Source organism: Enterobacter cancerogenus, assembly GCF_019047785.1.
Classification (GTDB): Bacteria; Pseudomonadota; Gammaproteobacteria; order Enterobacterales; family Enterobacteriaceae; genus Enterobacter; species Enterobacter cancerogenus.
Map to the genome: position 1 here is coordinate 1,536,103 of NZ_CP077290.1, position 18,612 is coordinate 1,554,714.

Sequence of the window (18,612 nt, forward strand, 5' to 3'; positions counted from 1 at the left end):
CGCTACTGCCAGCTTACCTCGCCTTTCGGCTCGTACGCGTTCATGTCAATCGGTGAATTTTGCTCGATAAACTGCTTCAACACTTCCGCATCGATAAAGCCAGTGTTCACATAGCCTGGTTTGTTATCGATATGCGGATAGCCGTCGCCGCCGGTGGCGTTAAAGCTTAACGTCGCCATACGGTAGGTTTTAGCAGGGTCGACCGGCTCGCCTTTGATTTTGAGATCGTTAAGCTTGCCGTCTTTCGCCACAAAGCTGACGTTGGCAAACTGCGGATAGGCGCCAGAGTCCGGTTTCATTTGCGCCACGGCGGTCAGGTAGTCTGTCACCTCTTTGCCGCTCATATCGACATAAACCACGATGTTGCCAAACGGCTGAACCTTCAGCACGTCTTTATAGGTGATATTGCCGCCCTCGATAGAGTCACGAATGCCCCCGCCGCTCATGACGCCAAAGTCTGCCCCGGTCCGCGCCATTTGCGCCGCCAGCACCAGATGGCCCATGTTGGTCTGCACGAAGCGGACCTTACTGCGATCCCCTTCCAGGCGACCGTTGAGGGTGCCGATCTTAACGTCCAGCTGCGCTTTGCCCTTGCTCTGGAACGGCGTCAGCAGGGAGAGCATCTGCTGGTTTTCCGGGATTTCCGGGGTGTAGAGCACGCGCTCGCTTTTCCCGTCCGGGTAGGTCACTTTCTTCTTCAGGTTGACCGGGATCAGCTGGTAGTGCACCAGCTTCATCTCACCGTTGCGGAATTCAAAGTCCGCGCGGCCCACGTATTTTCCCCACTCATGCGCCTGGACAATCCAGATGCCGTTCTGACGGTCTGGCGCGCACGGCGTGCCCGGCACGTAATCCACCTGTTTTTTGTTCTCTGAGGCCATGCACACCGGGTCCTGTGAGTGACCGCCCACAATCATTGCCAGCGAGCCGGCGGGCAGGCTGCGCGCCATCTCTACGTCGCCCGGCGCATTGGAACCGTGCTCACCGTTGTCGTAGTGGCCCATATGGGTCGTGGCGATGATCACATCCGGCTTCTCGTTCTGCTGCAGTTCCTGGATAACCAGCTTCGCTTCGTCCGCCGGTTTGCGGAATTCAATATCGGTAAAGAATTCAGGATTGCCGATTTTCGCCGTATCGTCGGTCGTTAAGCCAATCACCGCGATGTTAAGACCCTGACGCTTGAACAGCGCCCAGGGTTTAAACAGACGTTCGCCGGTACTTTTCTGGTAAATATTGGCGGAGAGGAACGGGAATTTCGCCCATTTTTCCTGCTGGCGCAGCACGGTCAGCGGATTATCAAACTCATGGTTACCGACGGCCATCGCGTCGTAACCGATTAAATTCATGCCGCGGAAATCGGGTTCGGCATCCTGCAAATCCGACTCCGGCACGCCGGTATTAATATCCCCGCCCGACAGCAGAAGCACGCTTCCGCCCTCAGCCGCCACCTCTTTACGAATGCCATCCACCAGCGTTTTTTGTGCAGACAGGCCATATTCACCGTATTCACTGCGCCAGAAATGGCCGTGATGATCGTTAGTATGCAGGATGGTAATTTTATAGGTTTTGTCTTGTTCGTACGCCTGCGCGGGCAGGCTTGCCATGCCCCACGCGGCAAGCAGCGCCAGCGCGACGCCACGTTTAATAAACTTCATCTTCTCTCTCCCTGACCCATAGACAAACGCAAAAATTACAATGAGTAATCAGAATAGACAAATATGTTTTCAGAATTGCGACTTTCTTCAAATGTCGGGGACGGGTATGTTAGTCGGATAATAATTACACCCTGCATTTCTAATAACAAAACGACGTGGTATTTATGGCAATCAGTGAATCAACCCAGCCCGCGACGGGCGCTCCGGCGTCGCCGCCAGCCTCGCGCACCTCTTTTAAAGTATTAGGCGCAATCAGTCTTTCTCATCTGCTCAACGACATGATCCAGTCGTTGATTCTGGCGATCTATCCGCTGTTGCAGTCTGAGTTCTCATTAACCTTCGTACAGATCGGGATGATCACCCTCACCTTCCAGCTGGCCTCGTCGCTGCTGCAACCGGTGGTGGGCTACTGGACGGATAAGTACCCGATGCCGTGGTCACTGCCGATTGGCATGTGCTTTACGTTAAGCGGGCTGGTACTGCTGGCGATGGCGGGCAGCTTCGAGGCGGTGCTGATAGCCGCCGCGCTGGTGGGTACCGGCTCGTCGGTCTTCCACCCGGAATCGTCCCGCGTGGCGCGTATGGCCTCTGGCGGCCGTCACGGGCTGGCGCAGTCGCTGTTCCAGGTCGGCGGAAACTTTGGCAGCTCTCTAGGCCCGCTGCTGGCCGCGGTGATCATCGCCCCTTACGGTAAAGGTAACGTGGCGTGGTTTGTGCTCGCCGCGCTGCTGGCGATCGTTGTGCTGGCGCAGATCAGCCGCTGGTATGCCGCTCAGCATCGCGTGAACAAGGGCAAGCCCGTCGCGAAAGTGGTTAACCCTCTGCCGCGCAATAAGGTCATCCTGGCCGTATCGGTACTTCTGGTGCTGATATTCTCCAAATATTTCTATATGGCGAGCATCAGCAGCTATTACACCTTTTATCTGATGCAAAAATTCGGATTATCGGTACAAAACGCCCAGTTCCACCTCTTTGCCTTCCTGTTTGCGGTGGCTGCCGGCACGGTAATTGGCGGGCCTGTTGGCGATAAAATCGGGCGTAAATATGTGATTTGGGGCTCTATCCTCGGCGTTGCGCCCTTTACGCTTGTTTTACCGTACGCAAGCCTGGAATGGACCGGGATTTTAACCGTTATCATTGGTTTTATCCTCGCATCGGCTTTCTCGGCGATTCTGGTCTACGCGCAAGAGCTGTTACCGGGGCGTATCGGTATGGTTTCCGGGCTGTTTTTCGGTTTCGCTTTCGGTATGGGCGGCCTGGGTGCTGCGGTACTGGGGATGGTTGCGGACCATACCAGCATCTTCCTGGTCTATAAAATCTGTGCTTTCCTCCCACTTCTGGGGATGTTGACCATATTCCTGCCTGACAACCGCCACAAAGCGTAGTTTATCGGCCGCCAAAGTTAAACTTTGGCGGCCACACTTCCTGATGCTGTAAGGCTTCCCTCCTGTTCCCCCGGCGAATTTATCAAAATCTGCTTTTTTTCACGCTTATTGCTGTTTTATTCAAATTTCAACAATTATTCATAAACATAAGCGCGAAAATTGTCATAAACTATTACTCGGCTTTTTGGTATTTACGCCAGAAATGGAACACCCACGACGAAAGGAGACGGAATGCACCACGCCACACCGCTTATCACCACCATTGTAGGTGGACTTGTGCTCGCTTTTATTCTTGGCATGATTGCCAACAAACTTCGTATTTCTCCTCTTGTAGGCTATTTATTGGCGGGTGTGCTGGCGGGACCCTTTACGCCAGGTTTTGTGGCGGATACCAAACTGGCACCTGAACTGGCGGAATTGGGCGTGATTTTGCTGATGTTCGGCGTGGGATTGCACTTCTCACTGAAAGATCTCATGGCGGTAAAGTCTATCGCCATACCGGGAGCGATCGCCCAGATAGGGGTGGCAACGCTGCTGGGGATGGCGCTTTCGGCAGTGCTTGGCTGGTCGTTGATGACCGGCATTGTATTCGGACTGTGTCTCTCAACCGCCAGTACCGTGGTGCTGCTGCGCGCGCTTGAAGAGAGGCAGTTGATAGACAGCCAGCGCGGGCAGATCGCCATTGGCTGGCTGATTGTGGAAGATCTGGTGATGGTCTTGACGCTGGTTCTGCTGCCTGCCGTCGCCGGAATGATGGAAAAAGATAACGTCGGCTTCGCCTCGCTGGCGCTGGATATGAGTATAACCATCGGTAAGGTTGTGGCGTTTATCGCCATCATGATGGTCGTGGGCCGCCGCCTGGTGCCGTGGATCATGTCCCGCAGCGCCGCAACCGGGTCTCGCGAGCTGTTTACCCTGTCCGTGCTCGCGCTGGCGCTGGGGATTGCCTTTGGCGCCGTCGAATTGTTCGACGTCTCCTTTGCGCTGGGCGCGTTCTTCGCCGGGATGGTGCTGAACGAATCCGAGCTGAGCCACCGCGCGGCGCATGACACGCTGCCGCTGCGCGACGCGTTTGCGGTGCTGTTCTTTGTCTCCGTCGGGATGCTGTTTGACCCGCTGATCCTGATTGACCAGCCGCTGGCCGTCCTCGGCACCCTGGCGATTATCATCTTCGGCAAGTCGGTTGCAGCCTTCTTCCTGGTACGGATGTTTGGCCACTCGCCGCGTACGGCGCTGACCATTGCCGCCAGCCTGGCGCAGATCGGTGAGTTCGCCTTTATTCTTGCCGGCCTTGGCATGGCGCTGAATCTGCTGCCGCAGGCCGGGCAAAATCTGGTGCTGGCCGGGGCCATCCTCTCAATAATGCTCAACCCGGTGCTGTTCGCGCTGCTCGAAAAATACCTCGAGAAAACCGAAACGCTGGAAGAACAGACGTTCGAAGAGGCCACGGAAGAAGAGAAGCAGATCCCGGTGGATATTTGTAACCATGCCCTGCTGGTCGGCTTTGGCCGCGTCGGCAGCCTGCTCGGCGAGAAGCTGATGGATCAGGGCATTCCGCTGGTGGTGATTGAAACCTCGCGTACGCGGGTTGATGAGCTGCGCGAGCGCGGCATCCGCGCCGTGCTGGGCAATGCAGCCAATGAAGAGATCATGAACCTGGCGCATCTGGACTGCGCCCGCTGGCTGCTGCTGACCATCCCTAACGGCTACGAAGCGGGTGAGATTGTCGCCACCGCCCGTGAAAAATGCCCGAACATCGAGATAATCGCGCGCGCCCACTATGATGACGAAGTGGATTATATTACCGAGCGCGGGGCTAATCAGGTGGTGATGGGCGAGCGTGAGATTGCCAATACGATGTTCACGCTGCTGGAGAAACCGCCGATTGAAGAGGCGGTGACGGGTTAAAAAAAGCCTGCTGGCGCTACGCTAAGCAGGCCTACAGGTAGCCCCGGTAAGCGTAGCGCCACCGGGGTTTTCTTTTAGCAATTAACGATCCCAGTACGCCTCTTCGAGGCTATCTTCCCGTTCCGGCAGGCCACGCGTTAAGCGCGGGGAGTGCTGGTTGAGCACCTGATAACTCACGCGGTTCGCGTACTTACACACCTGCGCCAGCGACGAATAGGTCAGCCAGCTGAACTTGTGCTTGCTGGAGTTCGGCACGTTGGTTTTATGGTAGGCATTGGCGGTAATATCGTGGAGCAGCGCCGCCAGCGCACCGTCGCCCGCGCCGTTGGTGTTCATGATTTTCTCCGGTCCGCCCATATACGGCGCGATATGGGAGAAAATACGCAGCGGGTTAACGCAGTCTTTGTGGCGCATCGCGCGGCTAAACTCGTACTGGTTGAACTCGGCAATCGCGCCCGGAAGCAGCGGATGCTGGGTTTTACGCTTGCTCTCTTCTTCCGTAAAGCCCGCCATATACAGCCCAACCGGCCCGGCGGTACAGAGCACCAGATCCACCCAGTCCAGCGCTTTATCCGACGCCAGCAGCGGATCGCTTTCGCCGGTCAGCGCTTCGGCCTCTTCTTCGTTCATCGCCAGAATCGAGACGTGCTCTTTCAGGAACGTCTGCCACCACTGCGGATTATCGGCAATCACAAACTTCGTGCCCAGCGTCAGGACAACCGGCACGTTGTATTTTTTGGCATACTCGATCGCCTTCATGGTCGCTTCCGGCATAGGCTCACCGGGCTTGCAGCGCACCAGATAGGAGGTAAGCACCAGCGCGGACGCGCCCGCAATCACCGCTTCTGGGATGCTTTCTGCGCGCAGCTTGTTCATGTGCCCCGGGCTGATGGCGAACGTACGCTCGCCGGAGTCGCTAATCAGCGTGAAGCAGCGGCCAATTGGCCCGTCGACGCCCTGCAGATAGTTCAGATCGGTGCGGCTGGAGGTGTTGCACAGGTAGCGGTAGGCGTAGCCGCCAATTTCGATGTTGCTGCACATCACGCCCAGCAGCACCGAGCGGTCGTCGGCCAGCACGGAGTAGTTGTGCATGGTATTGCCGATGGTGCCCCCGGCAAACTGGTGGGTGATGAGATTTTCACGCACCAGCTCCTGGTACAGCGCCTCGGCGACGTCATCTTCGATGACCAGCGAGTGTCCGGCGCTCAGACCGTAACGCGCGACAAACGCATCATCCACTTTGGCTTCAATGTCCACCAGCGTCTGATCGATACCGACCACCCAGGCTGCGCTGGTCTCGGTTTCCGGCTGAATTTGCTGCAAAAGCGGATCGCGGGCGTTGACGGGAAAGTAGTGTTTGGATTTACGTTTACCGGGAAATTTCATGGTCTGAACTGTGCAAGGATTATGGGCCGGGAATGGTAGCACAAACCCGGCCTTCAGCGCGATCAGCGGCTTTGAGTCACCAGCGAGGCCATCATCTCGATGTGTTCCGGCGAGTCGTTAAGTGCCGGAATGTACTCGTACTTTGTCCCCCCGGCTTCAAGGAAGAATTCGCGGTTTTGTACCGCAATTTCCTCGAGCGTTTCCAGGCAGTCCGCCGCAAAGCCCGGCGACATCACCTGAATATGCTTCACGCCTTTCTCGCCAAGCATTTTGAGGGTTTCGTCGGTGTACGGCGTCAGCCACGGCTCGCGGCCAAAGCGCGACTGGAAGGTCATCATCACCTTCTCGGGCGGCAGGCCAAGCGCAGAGACCAGCTCGCGCGTGGTATCGCGGCAACGCTGCGGGTAGTCGTCCCCTTCGTTGGCAAACCGCTGGGGAATGCCGTGATAGGAGAGCAACAGCAGGTCCGGCTCGCCATGTTTTTCAAACGACGCGCGCGCGCTGCTGGCAAGCGCCTTAATGTACAGTTCGTTATCAGCGTAGTCGCGAATAAAGGTCACGCCCGGAATGCGACGGCGGGTTGCCAGGATGCGCGCCAGCTCATCCCAGACGGCAGCCACCGTGGAACAGGAGTATTGCGGATAGAGGGCCAGCACCACAATGTGCTCAACGCCCTGGGCCAGCAGCGCATCGACGGCGCTTTTCAGGGAGGGTTTGCCGTAGCTCATCCCCAGCTCAACGGGCATATCCGGCAGACGGGCGGCCAGGGCCTTCTCCTGACGACGGCTGTAGACCATCAGCGGCGAGCCTTCTTCCATCCAGACGGACTGGTACAGCTTTGCCACGCGCGGGGAACGAATCGGCAGAATGACACCACGCAGCAGCGGCCACCACAGCAGTCTTGGGGTATCCACGACGCGCGTGTCGCTTAAAAATTGGCGCAGGTAACGCTTTACCGCGTCCGGAGTGGGTGCTTCTGGAGTGCCAAGATTGGCAAGCAGGATGCCGGTTTTCGCCTGACTCATTCACGCCTCTTAACCATTTGAATAGGGGTCAATTGTAGCGGAAATGTGGGTAAACGAAACCCATTGCTGTAATAGGTGGGATGAGAATTTTTCTCACCCGGAGAGCCGGGTGAGAAAAGTGCACTTAGCCGAGGATTTTTTCCAGCTCTGCACGCACGTCAGCAACAGGCTGAGTCCCGTTAACTTTCGCGTATTTGGTGTTACCCGCTTCCGCTTCTTTAGAGTAGTAGCCGATCAGCGGCGCGGTCATCTGATGGTATTCCACCAGGCGCTTACGCACGGTCTCTTCCTGGTCATCTTTACGGGTGGTCAGCTCTTCGCCAGTCACGTCGTCTTTGCCTTCAACCTTAGGTGGGTTGAATTTGATGTGATAAACGCGGCCAGAGGCAGCGTGCACGCGACGGCCAACGATACGGTCAACGATCAGCTCGTCCGGTACGTCGAACTCCAGAACGTAGTCCACGGTGATGCCAGCGTCTTTCATGGCGTCAGCCTGTGGAATGGTGCGCGGGAAACCGTCCAGCAGGAAACCGTTGCGGCAGTCTTCCTGCGCAATGCGCTCTTTCACCAGGGCGATAACCAGCTCGTCGGTGACCAGCTTGCCCGCGTCCATGATGTCTTTCGCCTGTTTACCCAGCTCGGAGCCAGATTTAACAGCGGCACGCAGCATGTCACCGGTAGAGATTTGCGGAATACCGTATTTCTCCATGATGAACTGAGCCTGAGTTCCTTTACCCGCGCCCGGAGCGCCAAGCAGAATAATACGCATTGCGAAAATCCCCTCAAAAGTTGGTTCAATTTTTCAAAAGCGCTAAACAATACCATCAGAACGGATGTGGCTCAAGGAAGGCGGGACGGCTGAAACGGTTAACGGGGGAGATTATTTGGCGGAGTGTGGTCTGTTGCCCTCACCCTACCCCTCTCCCACAGGGAGAGGGAACTTTTACACCCTCTCCCTGTGGGAGAGGGCGGGGGTGAGGGAAATTGTTACGCCAGCAGCAGCGCATTCACACGTTTAATGAACAGGTTAGGATCTTCCAGCGTACCGCGTTCGGCCAGCAGGGATTGATCCAGCAGAAGCTCAACCCACTCGGCAAAGCGTGCTTCGTCCTGGGTATCCGCCGCGCGTTTCACCAGCGGGTGATCCGGGTTCAGCTCGAAGATATATTTCACTTCCGGCATCGCCTGGCCCGCTGCCGCGAACAGTTTTGCCATCTGGGTACCCATTTCGTCGGCGTCGGTGGTGACAATCGCCGGGGTGTCGGTCAGGCGGTGGGTAAAGCGCACCTCTTTGACGCGATCGCCCAGGAAAGTTTTCACGCGCTCAATGAACGGCTCCAGCGCTTTCTCAGCTTCTTTCGCGCTTTCGTCCACTTCGTCTGCCAGTTTGTCGATAGACTCGTCAGCTTTCGCAACGGACTGGAAGGATTTACCGTCGAACTCGGTCAGGTAGTTCATCATCCATTCGTCGATGCGGTCAGACAGCAGCAGAACTTCAATGCCTTTCTTACGCAGCAGTTCCAGGTGCGGGCTGCTCTTCGCTGCGGCGTAGCTGTCGGCGGTGATGTAGTAGATCTTCTCCTGCCCTTCCTTCATGCGGGAGACGTACTCTTCCAGCGACACGGTCTGCGCGGAGGAGTCGGTATGCGTGGAGGCAAAGCGCAGCAGTTTAGCGATCGTTTCAACGTTGGCGGTGTCTTCCGCCGGGCCTTCTTTCAGCACCAGGCCGAACTGTTTCCAGAAGGTCTGGTATTTTTCCGCGTCGTCTTTCGCCAGTTTTTCCAGCATCTGCAGCGTACGTTTGGTCAGCGCGTTACGCAGGTTGCGGGTCACAGTGCTGTCCTGCAGGATCTCACGGGAGACATTCAGCGGCAGGTCGTTGGAGTCAATCAGACCACGGGTGAAGCGCAGGTAGTTCGGCATGAACTGCTCGGCGTCGTCCATGATGAATACGCGCTGCACGTACAGCTTCAGGCCGTGCTTGTGATCGCGATTCCACATATCCCACGGTGCCTGCGCCGGGATATACAGCAGGCTGGTGTACTCCTGCTTCCCTTCTACGCGGTTATGGCTCCAGGTCAGCGGATCGGTAAAGTCGTGGGCGATGTGCTTGTAAAACTCGTTGTACTCGTCGTCTTTAATTTCAGACTTGTTGCGCGTCCACAGCGCCTGCGCCTTGTTGATTTTTTCCCAGGAGACAACGGTTTCACCGTCTTTCTCTTCCTGCTTTTCAATCTCAACCGGCAGCGCGATGTGATCGGAATATTTGCTGATGATCGAGCGCACGCGCCAGTCGTTCAGGAAATCATCTTCGCCTTCGCGCAGGTGCAGGGTGATCTCGGTGCCGCGATCCGCTTTGGTAATGTCGTCAACGGTGTACTCGCCTTCGCCTTTAGATTCCCAGAGCACGCCGTTTTCAGCGCTTTCGCCTGCCGCGCGGGTGCGCACGGTGACTTTATCCGCCACGATGAACGCCGAGTAGAAGCCCACGCCGAACTGGCCGATCAGCTGGCTGTCTTTCGCCTGATCGGAGCCCATGGACTCCAGGAACGCTTTGGTACCGGATTTGGCGATGGTCCCGAGATGGTCGATCACCTCGTCACGGTTCATCCCGATGCCGTTATCGGCGATGGTCAGGGTACGGTTCTCTTTGTTGAACGAGACGCGCACACGCAGTTCGCCGTCGCCCTCGTACAGGTCCGGGTTGGACAGCGCGCGGAAGCGCAGCTTGTCCGCCGCATCCGAGGCGTTGGAAATCAGCTCACGCAGGAAGATTTCTTTATTGGAATACAGGGAATGGATCATCAGGTGCAGAAGCTGTTTTACTTCTGACTGGAAACCGCGGGTTTCTTGTCCTTTCATCTAAGTCGACCTCAACAATGCCATTTAATGGGGTTGTAAAAACGTTGAGTCAGAGATGGGGATAAGGGGGGGAATTTTCAAGCGAAGGCGACGAACGCCGCCTCCGTTTGGTCAGAAATTAATCTTGTGACGACCGGCCAGAGAGTGCGACAGCGTGGTGCCATCGACCATCTCCAGCTCACCGCCCACCGGCACGCCGTGGGCGATACGGCTGGCGTCAACGCCATACTGCCCGCACAGCTCGGCAATATAGTTAGCGGTTGCCTCGCCTTCCACCGTTGGGTTGGTGGCGAGGATCACCTCTTTGATCGTTTCCGATTCAAGACGCTGTTCGAGCCTGTCCAGACCAATATCGTCCGGGCCAATGCCGTCCAGCGGGGAAAGATGGCCCATAAGCACGAAATAGCGGCCAGAGAACTGCCCGGTTTGCTCAATGGCGTAGATGTCCGCCGGACTCTCCACCACGCAAATCTGACCGTTTTCCTGACGACGCGGGTTCGTACAGATGTTACACACGTCCTGCTCGGTAAAAGTACGGCAGTCCGCACAGTGACCAATTTCCGACATGGCGCGGGTCAGAGCCTGCGCCAGGCGCATCCCGCCGCTGCGGTCGCGCTGCAGGAGCGTGAACGCCATGCGCTGGGCCGACTTCGGGCCAACGCCCGGCAGGCAGCGCAGCGCTTCCATTAACTGCGTGAGCAGCGGACTGGTTTGCATCAGAATGGCATCTTGAAGCCCGGCGGCAATTGCATACCGCTGGAAACAGAGGCCATTTTCTCTTTCTGAGTCTCGTCGATACGGCGCGCGGCATCGTTAAACGCAGCTGCCACCAGATCTTCCAGCATCTCTTTGTCGTCTTCGAGCAGGCTTGGGTCGATTTCAACGCGGCGGCAGTTGTGCGCACCGTTGATGGTCACTTTGACCAGACCTGCGCCAGATTCACCCGTGACTTCCAGCTGAGCGATCTCTTCCTGCATCTTCTGCATTTTTTCCTGCATCTGCTGAGCCTGCTTCATCAGGCCACCCAGACCGCCTTTTCCACCAAACATAGGCTTCTCTCTCTTTCACGATTAATGATTAAAACCGTAAGTCAGACTCACGATCAAATGGGGCGAATACTCTCTTCATCCAGGTCCGCGTCGAAGAACCGGCGCAGGGTCTGGATGTTGTTATCCGCAACAATCGACTCGCGCGCCTGCGCGAGCTTCTCTTCATAAATTGCCTGTCGCCACTCCAGCGGCGTTTTTACTGCCGGATTATCATCTTCAATGATAGTCAATTCAACCGGCGAACCCTGTAATGCGCTGAGCGCTTCCGCCAGCGCTTTTTGCGCGCCAGGGGAATTGAGGTGGCGTTGACCAGGGCGCAGATGCAGACGCACCTGATTGCCGTCCTGCTCTTTCCAGGCGTTCAACGCGACCTGCTCTACCAGCTTCGGCAGTTGCAGTTTGCTGACCTCGGCGGCCCAGGCGTCGCGCTCAATCGATTCTTCGGCGAGCTTCGCGGAAAGCTCCGGCGTTTTTTCGTGCTCCAGCGCCTTTTTCAGCGCTTTTGGCGTGGCAACCTCAACCTTGACCTCTTGCGCGATCGTGGTTGCTTTCCAGCGGTAAGCCTCTTCTTTCACCGGGGCTTTCTGCTCGAGCGCGGACGGCACAGGGCGCGACTGAACGCGCTCCGTTACCGAGGCCAGTCGTTCAAGCGCGGCGTTGTTCACCGGCCGCGCTCTTGAAGGCGCTGCCGGTTCACTCTTTTTTGGTTTGGTTACTCCCTGCGCGCGCTGCAACTGGCTGCGGGCGGCAAGTACCGAACTGGTGGCATCCGACAGCGGCACATTTTGCGGCGGTGGCGTCGGCTGCGGTGGCACCTGCTGCGGCGACATCACCGCGGTAGGGGCTACGGGCGCAAAGGACTGCCGCGGAACGTCCGGCTCCGGCAGCGGCATGCGCGGGTGAAACGCCAGCGCACGGAGCAGCGTCATTTCAACGCCCATGCGGCGGTCCGGCGCGAACGGCAGCTCTTTACGGCCAATCAGCAGCGTCTGATAGTAAAGCTGGACATCGGCAGGCGGCACGGTGCGAGCCAGCTCGCGCATCCGCTGTTCGATGGTCGCCATGTCCGCCCCGATGGCCGACGGAGAAAGTTGCAGCATGGCCACACGGTGCAGCAGGCCGAGCATCTCCACCAGCAGCGATTCCCACTCCACGCCACGCGCGGCGGCTTCGTTCACCAGCGACATCACGCGCTCGCCGTTGGCGGCAATCATCGCCTCGATGAGAGACAGCGCCTGATCGTCGTCCAGCGTGCCGAGCATGGTGCTGACCGCGTCGGTCGAGAGTTTGCCATCACCGCTGGCGATCGCCTGGTCGGTAAGGCTTAATGCATCGCGCAGGCTGCCGTCCGCCGCACGCGCCAGCAGCTGCAGGGCGCGAGGTTCGTGGACGATCTTCTCTTCGTCGAGAATGTGTTCGAGCTGGGCGCGGATCTGTTCAACGTCCAGCGCCTTCAGGTGGAACTGCAGGCAGCGGGACAGGATCGTCACCGGCAGCTTTTGCGGATCGGTGGTCGCCAGCAGGAATTTCACATGCGCAGGCGGTTCTTCCAGCGTTTTCAGCAGGGCGTTAAAGCTGTGGCGCGACAGCATGTGCACTTCATCGATAAGGTAGACCTTGAAGCGACCGCGCGCCGGCGCGTACTGGACGTTGTCCAGCAGATCGCGCGTATCTTCGACTTTCGTGCGCGAGGCGGCGTCGATTTCGATCAGATCGACAAAACGTCCCTGCTCGATTTCACGGCAGTTATCGCACACGCCGCACGGCGTGGCGGTGATCCCGGTTTCGCAGTTCAGTCCTTTTGCCAGCAGACGGGCAATAGAGGTTTTACCGACGCCGCGGGTGCCGGAAAAAAGATAGGCGTGATGGATGCGACCTAGCGACAAGCCGTTCGCCAGGGCCGTCAGCACATGTTCCTGACCGACAACGTCAGCAAAGGTTTGTGGTCGCCATTTACGGGCTAACACCTGATAACTCATGGGCAGGCTCTGCAACGCTGGAAGGTGGATTTATGGAGGGGAATGCTATCACAACCTCACCCATTGAGCGAGGCTGTGAGAACCGGGATTAATGACCCGGGAAAGGCACCAGGCAATAGCTGGTAATGCCCTGTTTTTCCAGGCGCTGTTCGCCACCCAGATCGAACAGGTTGATGATGAAGGCCGCGTCGGTCACTTCCCCACCCAGACGACGGATCAGCTTCACGGTTGCTTCGATGGTGCCACCGGTTGCCAGCAGATCGTCCACCACCAGCACTTTATCGCCGGGCTTGATAGCATCGACGTGGATTTCCAGCTGATCGGTGCCGTATTCCAGCTCGTAGCTTTCTGCGATAGTTTCACGCGGCAGTTTGCGCGGCTTACGTACCGGCACAAAGCCTACGCCCATCGCCAGCGCAACCGGTGCGCCAAACAGGAAGCCACGGGCTTCAGTCCCTACGACTTTGGTGATCCCGGCGTTTTTATAACGTTCGACCAGCAGTTCAATGCTGAGCGCATACGCTTTCGGGTCTTCCAGCAAGCTGGTGACATCGCGGAAAAGAATGCCAGGCTTTGGATAATCCTGGATACTTTTGATGCTGTTTTTCAGATATTCAAGCTGCTGTGCAGTTGCGGTCATCGGTTTGTGCCTAAATGAAACAGTGTTACTCACGGCGCGCAGAGAGTCGGTCAAGGTAACAATTGTTTAACCTTTAACCAGGCGTGCCTGTGCTCGAAAACGGTCGAATTTACTGGCTGCGGACAATAATTGCAACAGCAAGGATAAGGGTTCAGTGCTTTTGTTGCTTTTCATCAACCACGGGGATCCGCCACATAAAGATCAGCAGGCAGGTGAGGATCGCCAGCAGCAGGATGCGCACCCACAGCATGTTGACCAGCCACAGTGAAATGGCGAAGGTGACAAGAATGACCGCAATCGCGCGCGGCTTGGCCCCGGGCGGCATTGCGCGGTGCTGTTGCCAGTGACGCAGATAGCCGCCAAACCACGAGCGATACAGCAGCCAGTGGTGAAAACGCGGCGACGAGCGGGCGAAGCACCAGGCCGCCAGCAGGATAAACGGCGTCGTCGGGAGCAAGGGCAAAACCACGCCCAGCGTGCCGAGGACTACCGCGAGCCAGCCAATGATGATTAAAATAGTACGCTGCATAATGCGAATCGTTATCAAACTGAACGGCTACTTTACCACTGGAGAGCGTATTGAAAACAGCCTTGCTTCTGGAGACGCTGCAAAATCAGCTGACGGCCCTGCGGGCTCAGGCCACGCCGCTGATGGGCCATGCCACGCTGAAGCCGCGCTTTGACAGGCAGCTCTTTCGTACCCGCAGCACCTTAATTCAGGATTATCTCGCGGAATCCCAGACCCATCTCGACGAGCTGCGCCATGCTGTAGAGAGCGGGCAGCATGAACAGGTGGCCTGGCTTGCGGCGCATCTTACCGAGCAAATCACCGCCCTGCACCGTGAAATTGCCGCCTGGCCGCTGCGCGTCTGGGACACCGCCTCCCCGGGCCTCGGAAAATGGCAGCGCAAGCGGCTGGAGAACCAGGAGTTCGAGCGCCGTCTGTTTGAGATGAAACGCGAGCGCGAGACGCGGCTTAACGCCGCCGAAACGCTTGAAGAACAGCAGTTATTGATGCGCGAAATTACCGCGCTGGAAGGGCGTATCGTCCGCTGTCGTCAGGCGCTGGACGAGATTGAACGCGTCATTGAACGGTTGACCCGCTAACAGGAGCAGGACATGTCACTCGAGAATGCACCCGATGAGGTCAAGCTGGCCGTGGATTTGATTATGCTGCTGGAGGATCACGCTATTCCGGCAGAGACGGTGCTGAAGGCGCTGGAGATTGTTAAGCGGGATTTTGAGGGAAAATTACCCTCACCCCGGCCCTCTCCCTGAGGGAGAGGGGGTAAACATCAGCAGATGTTAAGCGGGAGTGGGGTCGTCACCCTTCATCTCGCGCTTCACTTCCGTATATTCCTCACCTTTTTCATTGCGCAGGTGAACCTCAAGCTGGTTGAAGGCGATATTGATGTCGTTTTCACGGCACAGGCGATCGATGGCGCGGTTCAGTTCGTCCACGGTGTAGCTGCGATCGCGCAGTTCGCGCACGTACAGACGCAGCTCGTGATCCAGGGTGCTCGGCCCGAAGGTGGTGAAGAACACCGCCGGCGCAGGATCGTGCATCACTTTCGGATGATCGGCCGCCGCTTTCAACAGCACCTCTTTCACTTTATCCAGATCGGATCCGTAGGCCACGCCGAGGCGGATCACCACGCGGGTGGTGGTATCGGAGAGTGACCAGTTGATCAGGCGCTCGGTGACGAACGCTTTGTTCGGGATAATCACCTCTTTGCGATCGAAGTCGGTGATGGTGGTCGCACGGATACGGATCTTACTGACGGTACCGGAGAAGGTGCCGATGGTGACGGTATCGCCAATGCGCACCGGACGTTCAAACAGGATAATCAGGCCGGAGACGAAGTTACCGAAGATCTCCTGCAGACCAAAGCCCAGACCGACCGAGAGCGCCGCTGCCAGCCACTGCAGTTTATCCCACGCCACCCCCAGGGAGCCGAAGACGGTCATGGCACCCACGATGATAATCACGTAGTTGAGGATGGTAGTGATGGCATACGATGCCCCCTGGCGCAGGTTGAGCCGCGACAGGACCAGCACCTCCAGCAACCCCGGCAAGTTGCGAATCAAGGCCCAGGCGATAACCAGCGAGACCAGCGCAAAGAGCAGGCTGCCCATGGTCACACTCTTCATCACCGTGGCGCCGGCCTCGGTCGCGTTGTACTGCCAGAGCGTGATGCTGTCGAGATAGGCAAACACGGTGATCAAATCAGACCAGATGGCCCAGAACATCACTGCAAACAGCGCCACCATCACCAGCATGGTAATACGCATGGTCTGCTGGTTAACCTGCTCCAGGGCGATGGTCGGTTCTTCCTGCGGTTCAGCGCCTTCCGCCCCCTCCTTCACCTGATGCTGGCGACGGGCGATAGCACGACGGTAGGCGATACGCCGCGCCGCCACGCTCAGGCCACGCAGCACGGTCTGGAACAGCAGGTTCCAGAGAATCACCAGATACACCGTTTCAATCCAGCGGCCCGACAGGCGCAGCGTGGTGTAGAAGTAGCCCGTTGCGGTCAGCACCATCAGCGCCAGCGGAATAATCGCCAGCACCGTGACGGTGACCAGACGCAGGTTGTGCGACTCTTTATCGCGCCAGCTGTCGCGGCACATCGGCCACATCAGAACGGCAATCAGCAGCAGGTTAAGCATGATGACCAGCTGCCCCAGCACATCATCCATCAGATGAAGCGGGGAAAGCTCGGCCACGACCGACCAGAAGTGCAGCGGCAGCAGCGCAAGGCTGATGCGCACAATCTGGCGACGCCAGTGGCTGGTGAGCGCCTCCGGCATGTTGAAGTGACGCACCGCCACGCCGTCTTTTTCCAGCACCTTCCAGCACAGGCCAAACACGAGCCAGAACAGCGCCAGCTTTTTGCTGAATGCCCACAGCAGGTCGCTGATATTGAGCTGCATGGTGAGCAGGATCAGCCCGGCCGCCAGAATCAACAGGCAGACCGGCAGCGCGCGGATAAGGTCAATCAGGATCGCTTTCGGGGTGTGCAGCTGGCTGTCGTTGCGCAGTTGCCCCACTTCGGATGCCAGCTTCGCCTGGTATTTTTTCAGCCAGCCCAGACGCCAGCGAATTAATCCGGCAATCAGCAGCAGCGGCAACCCCGCCAGGAAAGCAATCATCACCGCGGGCCAGGCTTTCTCCCAGTTGACGGTAATTTTCATGCTCTTGATCTGGGTCTTCAGGCTTTCCGGGAAGGATTTAACCCACTCCCAGTCCATCGGCTTGTTGCTGTTCACCCAGAAAATCTGCTGGGTCAAAATCTCCTGCAGGTTTTTCGAAACGCTCACCAGCTGCTGCTGGTTAATTTGCAGGTTGATGGCCATCATCAGCTGGTTGCCAAGCTGTTTGTTGAGCTGGTCGAGCAGCTCGCGGCGCATATCCACCACTTGCAACAGCGCATCGTGTACTTCGCCGTTAACGTCTGCGGAGTGCCCTTCTTCCACTTTGGCGACGAACGCGTCGCTCTGGAAAAGCGCGTCGCGCTGCTGGTTCACGTCAAACTGCTCCAGACGTAAATCGGCGATGCGGTTGGTCATGTCCTCCAGCTCGTCGGCGGACGGCAACGTCTGCTGTTGCTGGTAGAGAATACGCGAGAGCAGAAGGCTGCCTTTCAGCACCGCGATCTGCTCTTTGATGTTACGTTCGGCCTGCAGGGCGCGATCGAGCCAGTTTTTGACTCGGATATTTTGCTGCACCAGCGTGTTGCCGCTCTCGGTTGCCACAATCAGGCGCTGGCTGAGCTGATGGTTAATCTCCAGCTCTTGCTTCACCAGAGGATTTTCCTGAATGCGGGCCGTTTCGTCTGGCGATACCGCCTCCTGCGCCGTTTTTTCCGTCAGCGTCAGGCGCTTACTGTTCACTGCTTCCTGCAGCAGCTGGAGCTGGTGTTCAAGGCGGTTGATATTGGCCGTGACGTAATCCCGCTGTTTTTGCAGGGTGTCCTGCAGCACCGTGTTCCCTTCCAGGCTTTTACGCTGCTGTTCAATCTCCGCGTTGAGCAAATTCTGCTGGATGAGCAGCAGCGTTTGCTGAGTGGGACGCAGCGCCCCTTCGCCCACGGTGGTGCCGTTCAGACGGTTGCGGATCTCCTGCAACTGTTGCGAGGCGGAGTACATCGCATTTTGCACGCGCTCAGGCTGGGTTTGCAGCGAGACAAGCTGGCTGTTATAGGTCGAGAGATCGGACTGCGCCGTTTGCAGGTCGTCCAACAGCTGCGCCACGCGCGATTCAAGCTGACGCAGTGAGAGCGAGGCGAGCGTTTTGCGGGTTTCGTCATCGTTATCCACGTCGCTCAGCGCACTCAGGGCATCCATCGCTTTGCGCATGTTGTCCGGTGCCTGCGCCACTTTCTGACGCAGCTGGGTCGTTTCGGCTTTGACGCGCTCGATTTTGTCCAGTGTTTCCAGCGTCTCCGTCAGATCGCCCTGAACGAGCTTCTCCTGAGGCGATAACTCTTTTTGTTTGTTGAGGGTTTCCAGCTGCGACTGAATGTCGGCACGCGTCGGAATATCACTGGAATTGTCTGCACGAGCATGCGCGAAAGGCGCAACCGTGAAAAAAATCAGGATGGCAAAAAGTAAAGCAATAACAGCGTCTTGCGAGCGATAGGTGTGCAGCATAGTCATGAATATGATGTCTGAGGATGACCGAAAATAGTCCGGCGTGAAGGATATCACGCCCGTCAGACGC

14 protein-coding genes, 1 pseudogene and 1 other annotated feature are annotated in these 18,612 nt (G+C 57.4%); of the genes and pseudogenes, 4 read left to right on the forward strand and 11 right to left on the reverse strand.

Annotated elements, in window-relative coordinates:
* Window positions 1–2 precede the first annotated feature (2 nt).
* Window positions 3–1,655: a bifunctional UDP-sugar hydrolase/5'-nucleotidase UshA gene (gene ushA, locus I6L58_RS07280; protein ID WP_088207822.1), complete on the reverse strand. Its 1,653-nt coding sequence runs from the start codon at window positions 1,653–1,655 to the stop codon at window positions 3–5.
* 164 nt (window positions 1,656–1,819) lie between these two features.
* Between ushA and I6L58_RS07285 the strand changes: the two genes are divergently transcribed.
* Both I6L58_RS07285 and ybaL read left to right on the forward strand, forming a co-directional pair.
* Window positions 1,820–3,040, forward strand: a complete 1,221-nt coding sequence (locus I6L58_RS07285) for an MFS transporter (protein ID WP_006176956.1) — start codon at window positions 1,820–1,822, stop codon at window positions 3,038–3,040.
* Window positions 3,041–3,271: 231 nt separating this feature from the next.
* The gene (gene ybaL / locus I6L58_RS07290; protein ID WP_088207823.1) at window positions 3,272–4,948 is read left to right on the forward strand and encodes a YbaL family putative K(+) efflux transporter; all 1,677 of its coding nucleotides are present in this window, start codon (window positions 3,272–3,274) and stop codon (window positions 4,946–4,948) included.
* 81 nt (window positions 4,949–5,029) lie between these two features.
* On the opposite strand, the gene I6L58_RS07295 is transcribed toward ybaL, so the two are convergent.
* From I6L58_RS07295 to I6L58_RS07335, 9 genes are all read right to left on the reverse strand, one after another.
* Window positions 5,030–6,334 (reverse strand): inosine/guanosine kinase, encoded by a 1,305-nt coding sequence (locus I6L58_RS07295; RefSeq protein WP_006176954.1) that lies wholly within the window; start codon window positions 6,332–6,334, stop codon window positions 5,030–5,032.
* Between the two features lie 62 nt (window positions 6,335–6,396).
* Complete coding sequence (hemH, locus tag I6L58_RS07300) at window positions 6,397–7,359, reverse strand: ferrochelatase (protein ID WP_006176953.1); 963 nt, start codon at window positions 7,357–7,359, stop codon at window positions 6,397–6,399.
* Window positions 7,360–7,483: 124 nt separating this feature from the next.
* Complete coding sequence (gene adk, locus I6L58_RS07305) at window positions 7,484–8,128, reverse strand: adenylate kinase (protein ID WP_088207824.1); 645 nt, start codon at window positions 8,126–8,128, stop codon at window positions 7,484–7,486.
* Between the two features lie 218 nt (window positions 8,129–8,346).
* Window positions 8,347–10,221, reverse strand: coding sequence for a molecular chaperone HtpG (gene htpG / locus I6L58_RS07310; RefSeq protein ID WP_088207825.1), 1,875 nt, complete (start codon window positions 10,219–10,221; stop codon window positions 8,347–8,349).
* Between the two features lie 111 nt (window positions 10,222–10,332).
* Window positions 10,333–10,938: a recombination mediator RecR gene (gene recR, locus I6L58_RS07315; RefSeq protein ID WP_006176950.1), complete on the reverse strand. Its 606-nt coding sequence runs from the start codon at window positions 10,936–10,938 to the stop codon at window positions 10,333–10,335.
* Window positions 10,938–11,270, reverse strand: a complete 333-nt coding sequence (locus I6L58_RS07320; protein ID WP_003858972.1) for a YbaB/EbfC family nucleoid-associated protein — start codon at window positions 11,268–11,270, stop codon at window positions 10,938–10,940. Before I6L58_RS07320 ends, recR begins: the two co-directional genes overlap by 1 nt.
* Window positions 11,271–11,323: 53 nt before the next feature.
* A complete protein-coding gene (gene dnaX, locus I6L58_RS07325; RefSeq protein ID WP_088207826.1) occupies window positions 11,324–13,249 on the reverse strand; it encodes a DNA polymerase III subunit gamma/tau in 1,926 nt (641 codons plus the stop codon).
* Window positions 11,930–11,994: a sequence feature (DnaX frameshifting element), on the reverse strand. It overlaps the preceding gene by 65 nt.
* An 88-nt stretch (window positions 13,250–13,337) precedes the next feature.
* Window positions 13,338–13,889 (reverse strand): adenine phosphoribosyltransferase, encoded by a 552-nt coding sequence (apt, locus tag I6L58_RS07330; RefSeq protein WP_006176947.1) that lies wholly within the window; start codon window positions 13,887–13,889, stop codon window positions 13,338–13,340.
* Window positions 13,890–14,040: 151 nt separating this feature from the next.
* Window positions 14,041–14,418 (reverse strand): DUF454 family protein, encoded by a 378-nt coding sequence (locus I6L58_RS07335; protein WP_006176946.1) that lies wholly within the window; start codon window positions 14,416–14,418, stop codon window positions 14,041–14,043.
* A gap of 50 nt (window positions 14,419–14,468) precedes the next feature.
* On the opposite strand from I6L58_RS07335, the gene priC reads away from it, so the two are divergent.
* Both priC and rsmS read left to right on the forward strand, forming a co-directional pair.
* A complete protein-coding gene (gene priC / locus I6L58_RS07340; protein ID WP_088207827.1) occupies window positions 14,469–14,996 on the forward strand; it encodes a primosomal replication protein N'' in 528 nt (175 codons plus the stop codon).
* 12 nt (window positions 14,997–15,008) lie between these two features.
* A pseudogene (rsmS, locus tag I6L58_RS07345) lies at window positions 15,009–15,198 on the forward strand (pleiotropic regulatory protein RsmS).
* On the opposite strand, the gene mscK reads toward rsmS, so the two are convergent.
* The gene (mscK, locus tag I6L58_RS07350) at window positions 15,195–18,542 is read right to left on the reverse strand and encodes a mechanosensitive channel MscK (protein WP_088207918.1); all 3,348 of its coding nucleotides are present in this window, start codon (window positions 18,540–18,542) and stop codon (window positions 15,195–15,197) included. The pseudogene rsmS and the gene mscK overlap by 4 nt on opposite strands.
* Between the last annotated feature and the right edge of the window lie 70 nt (window positions 18,543–18,612).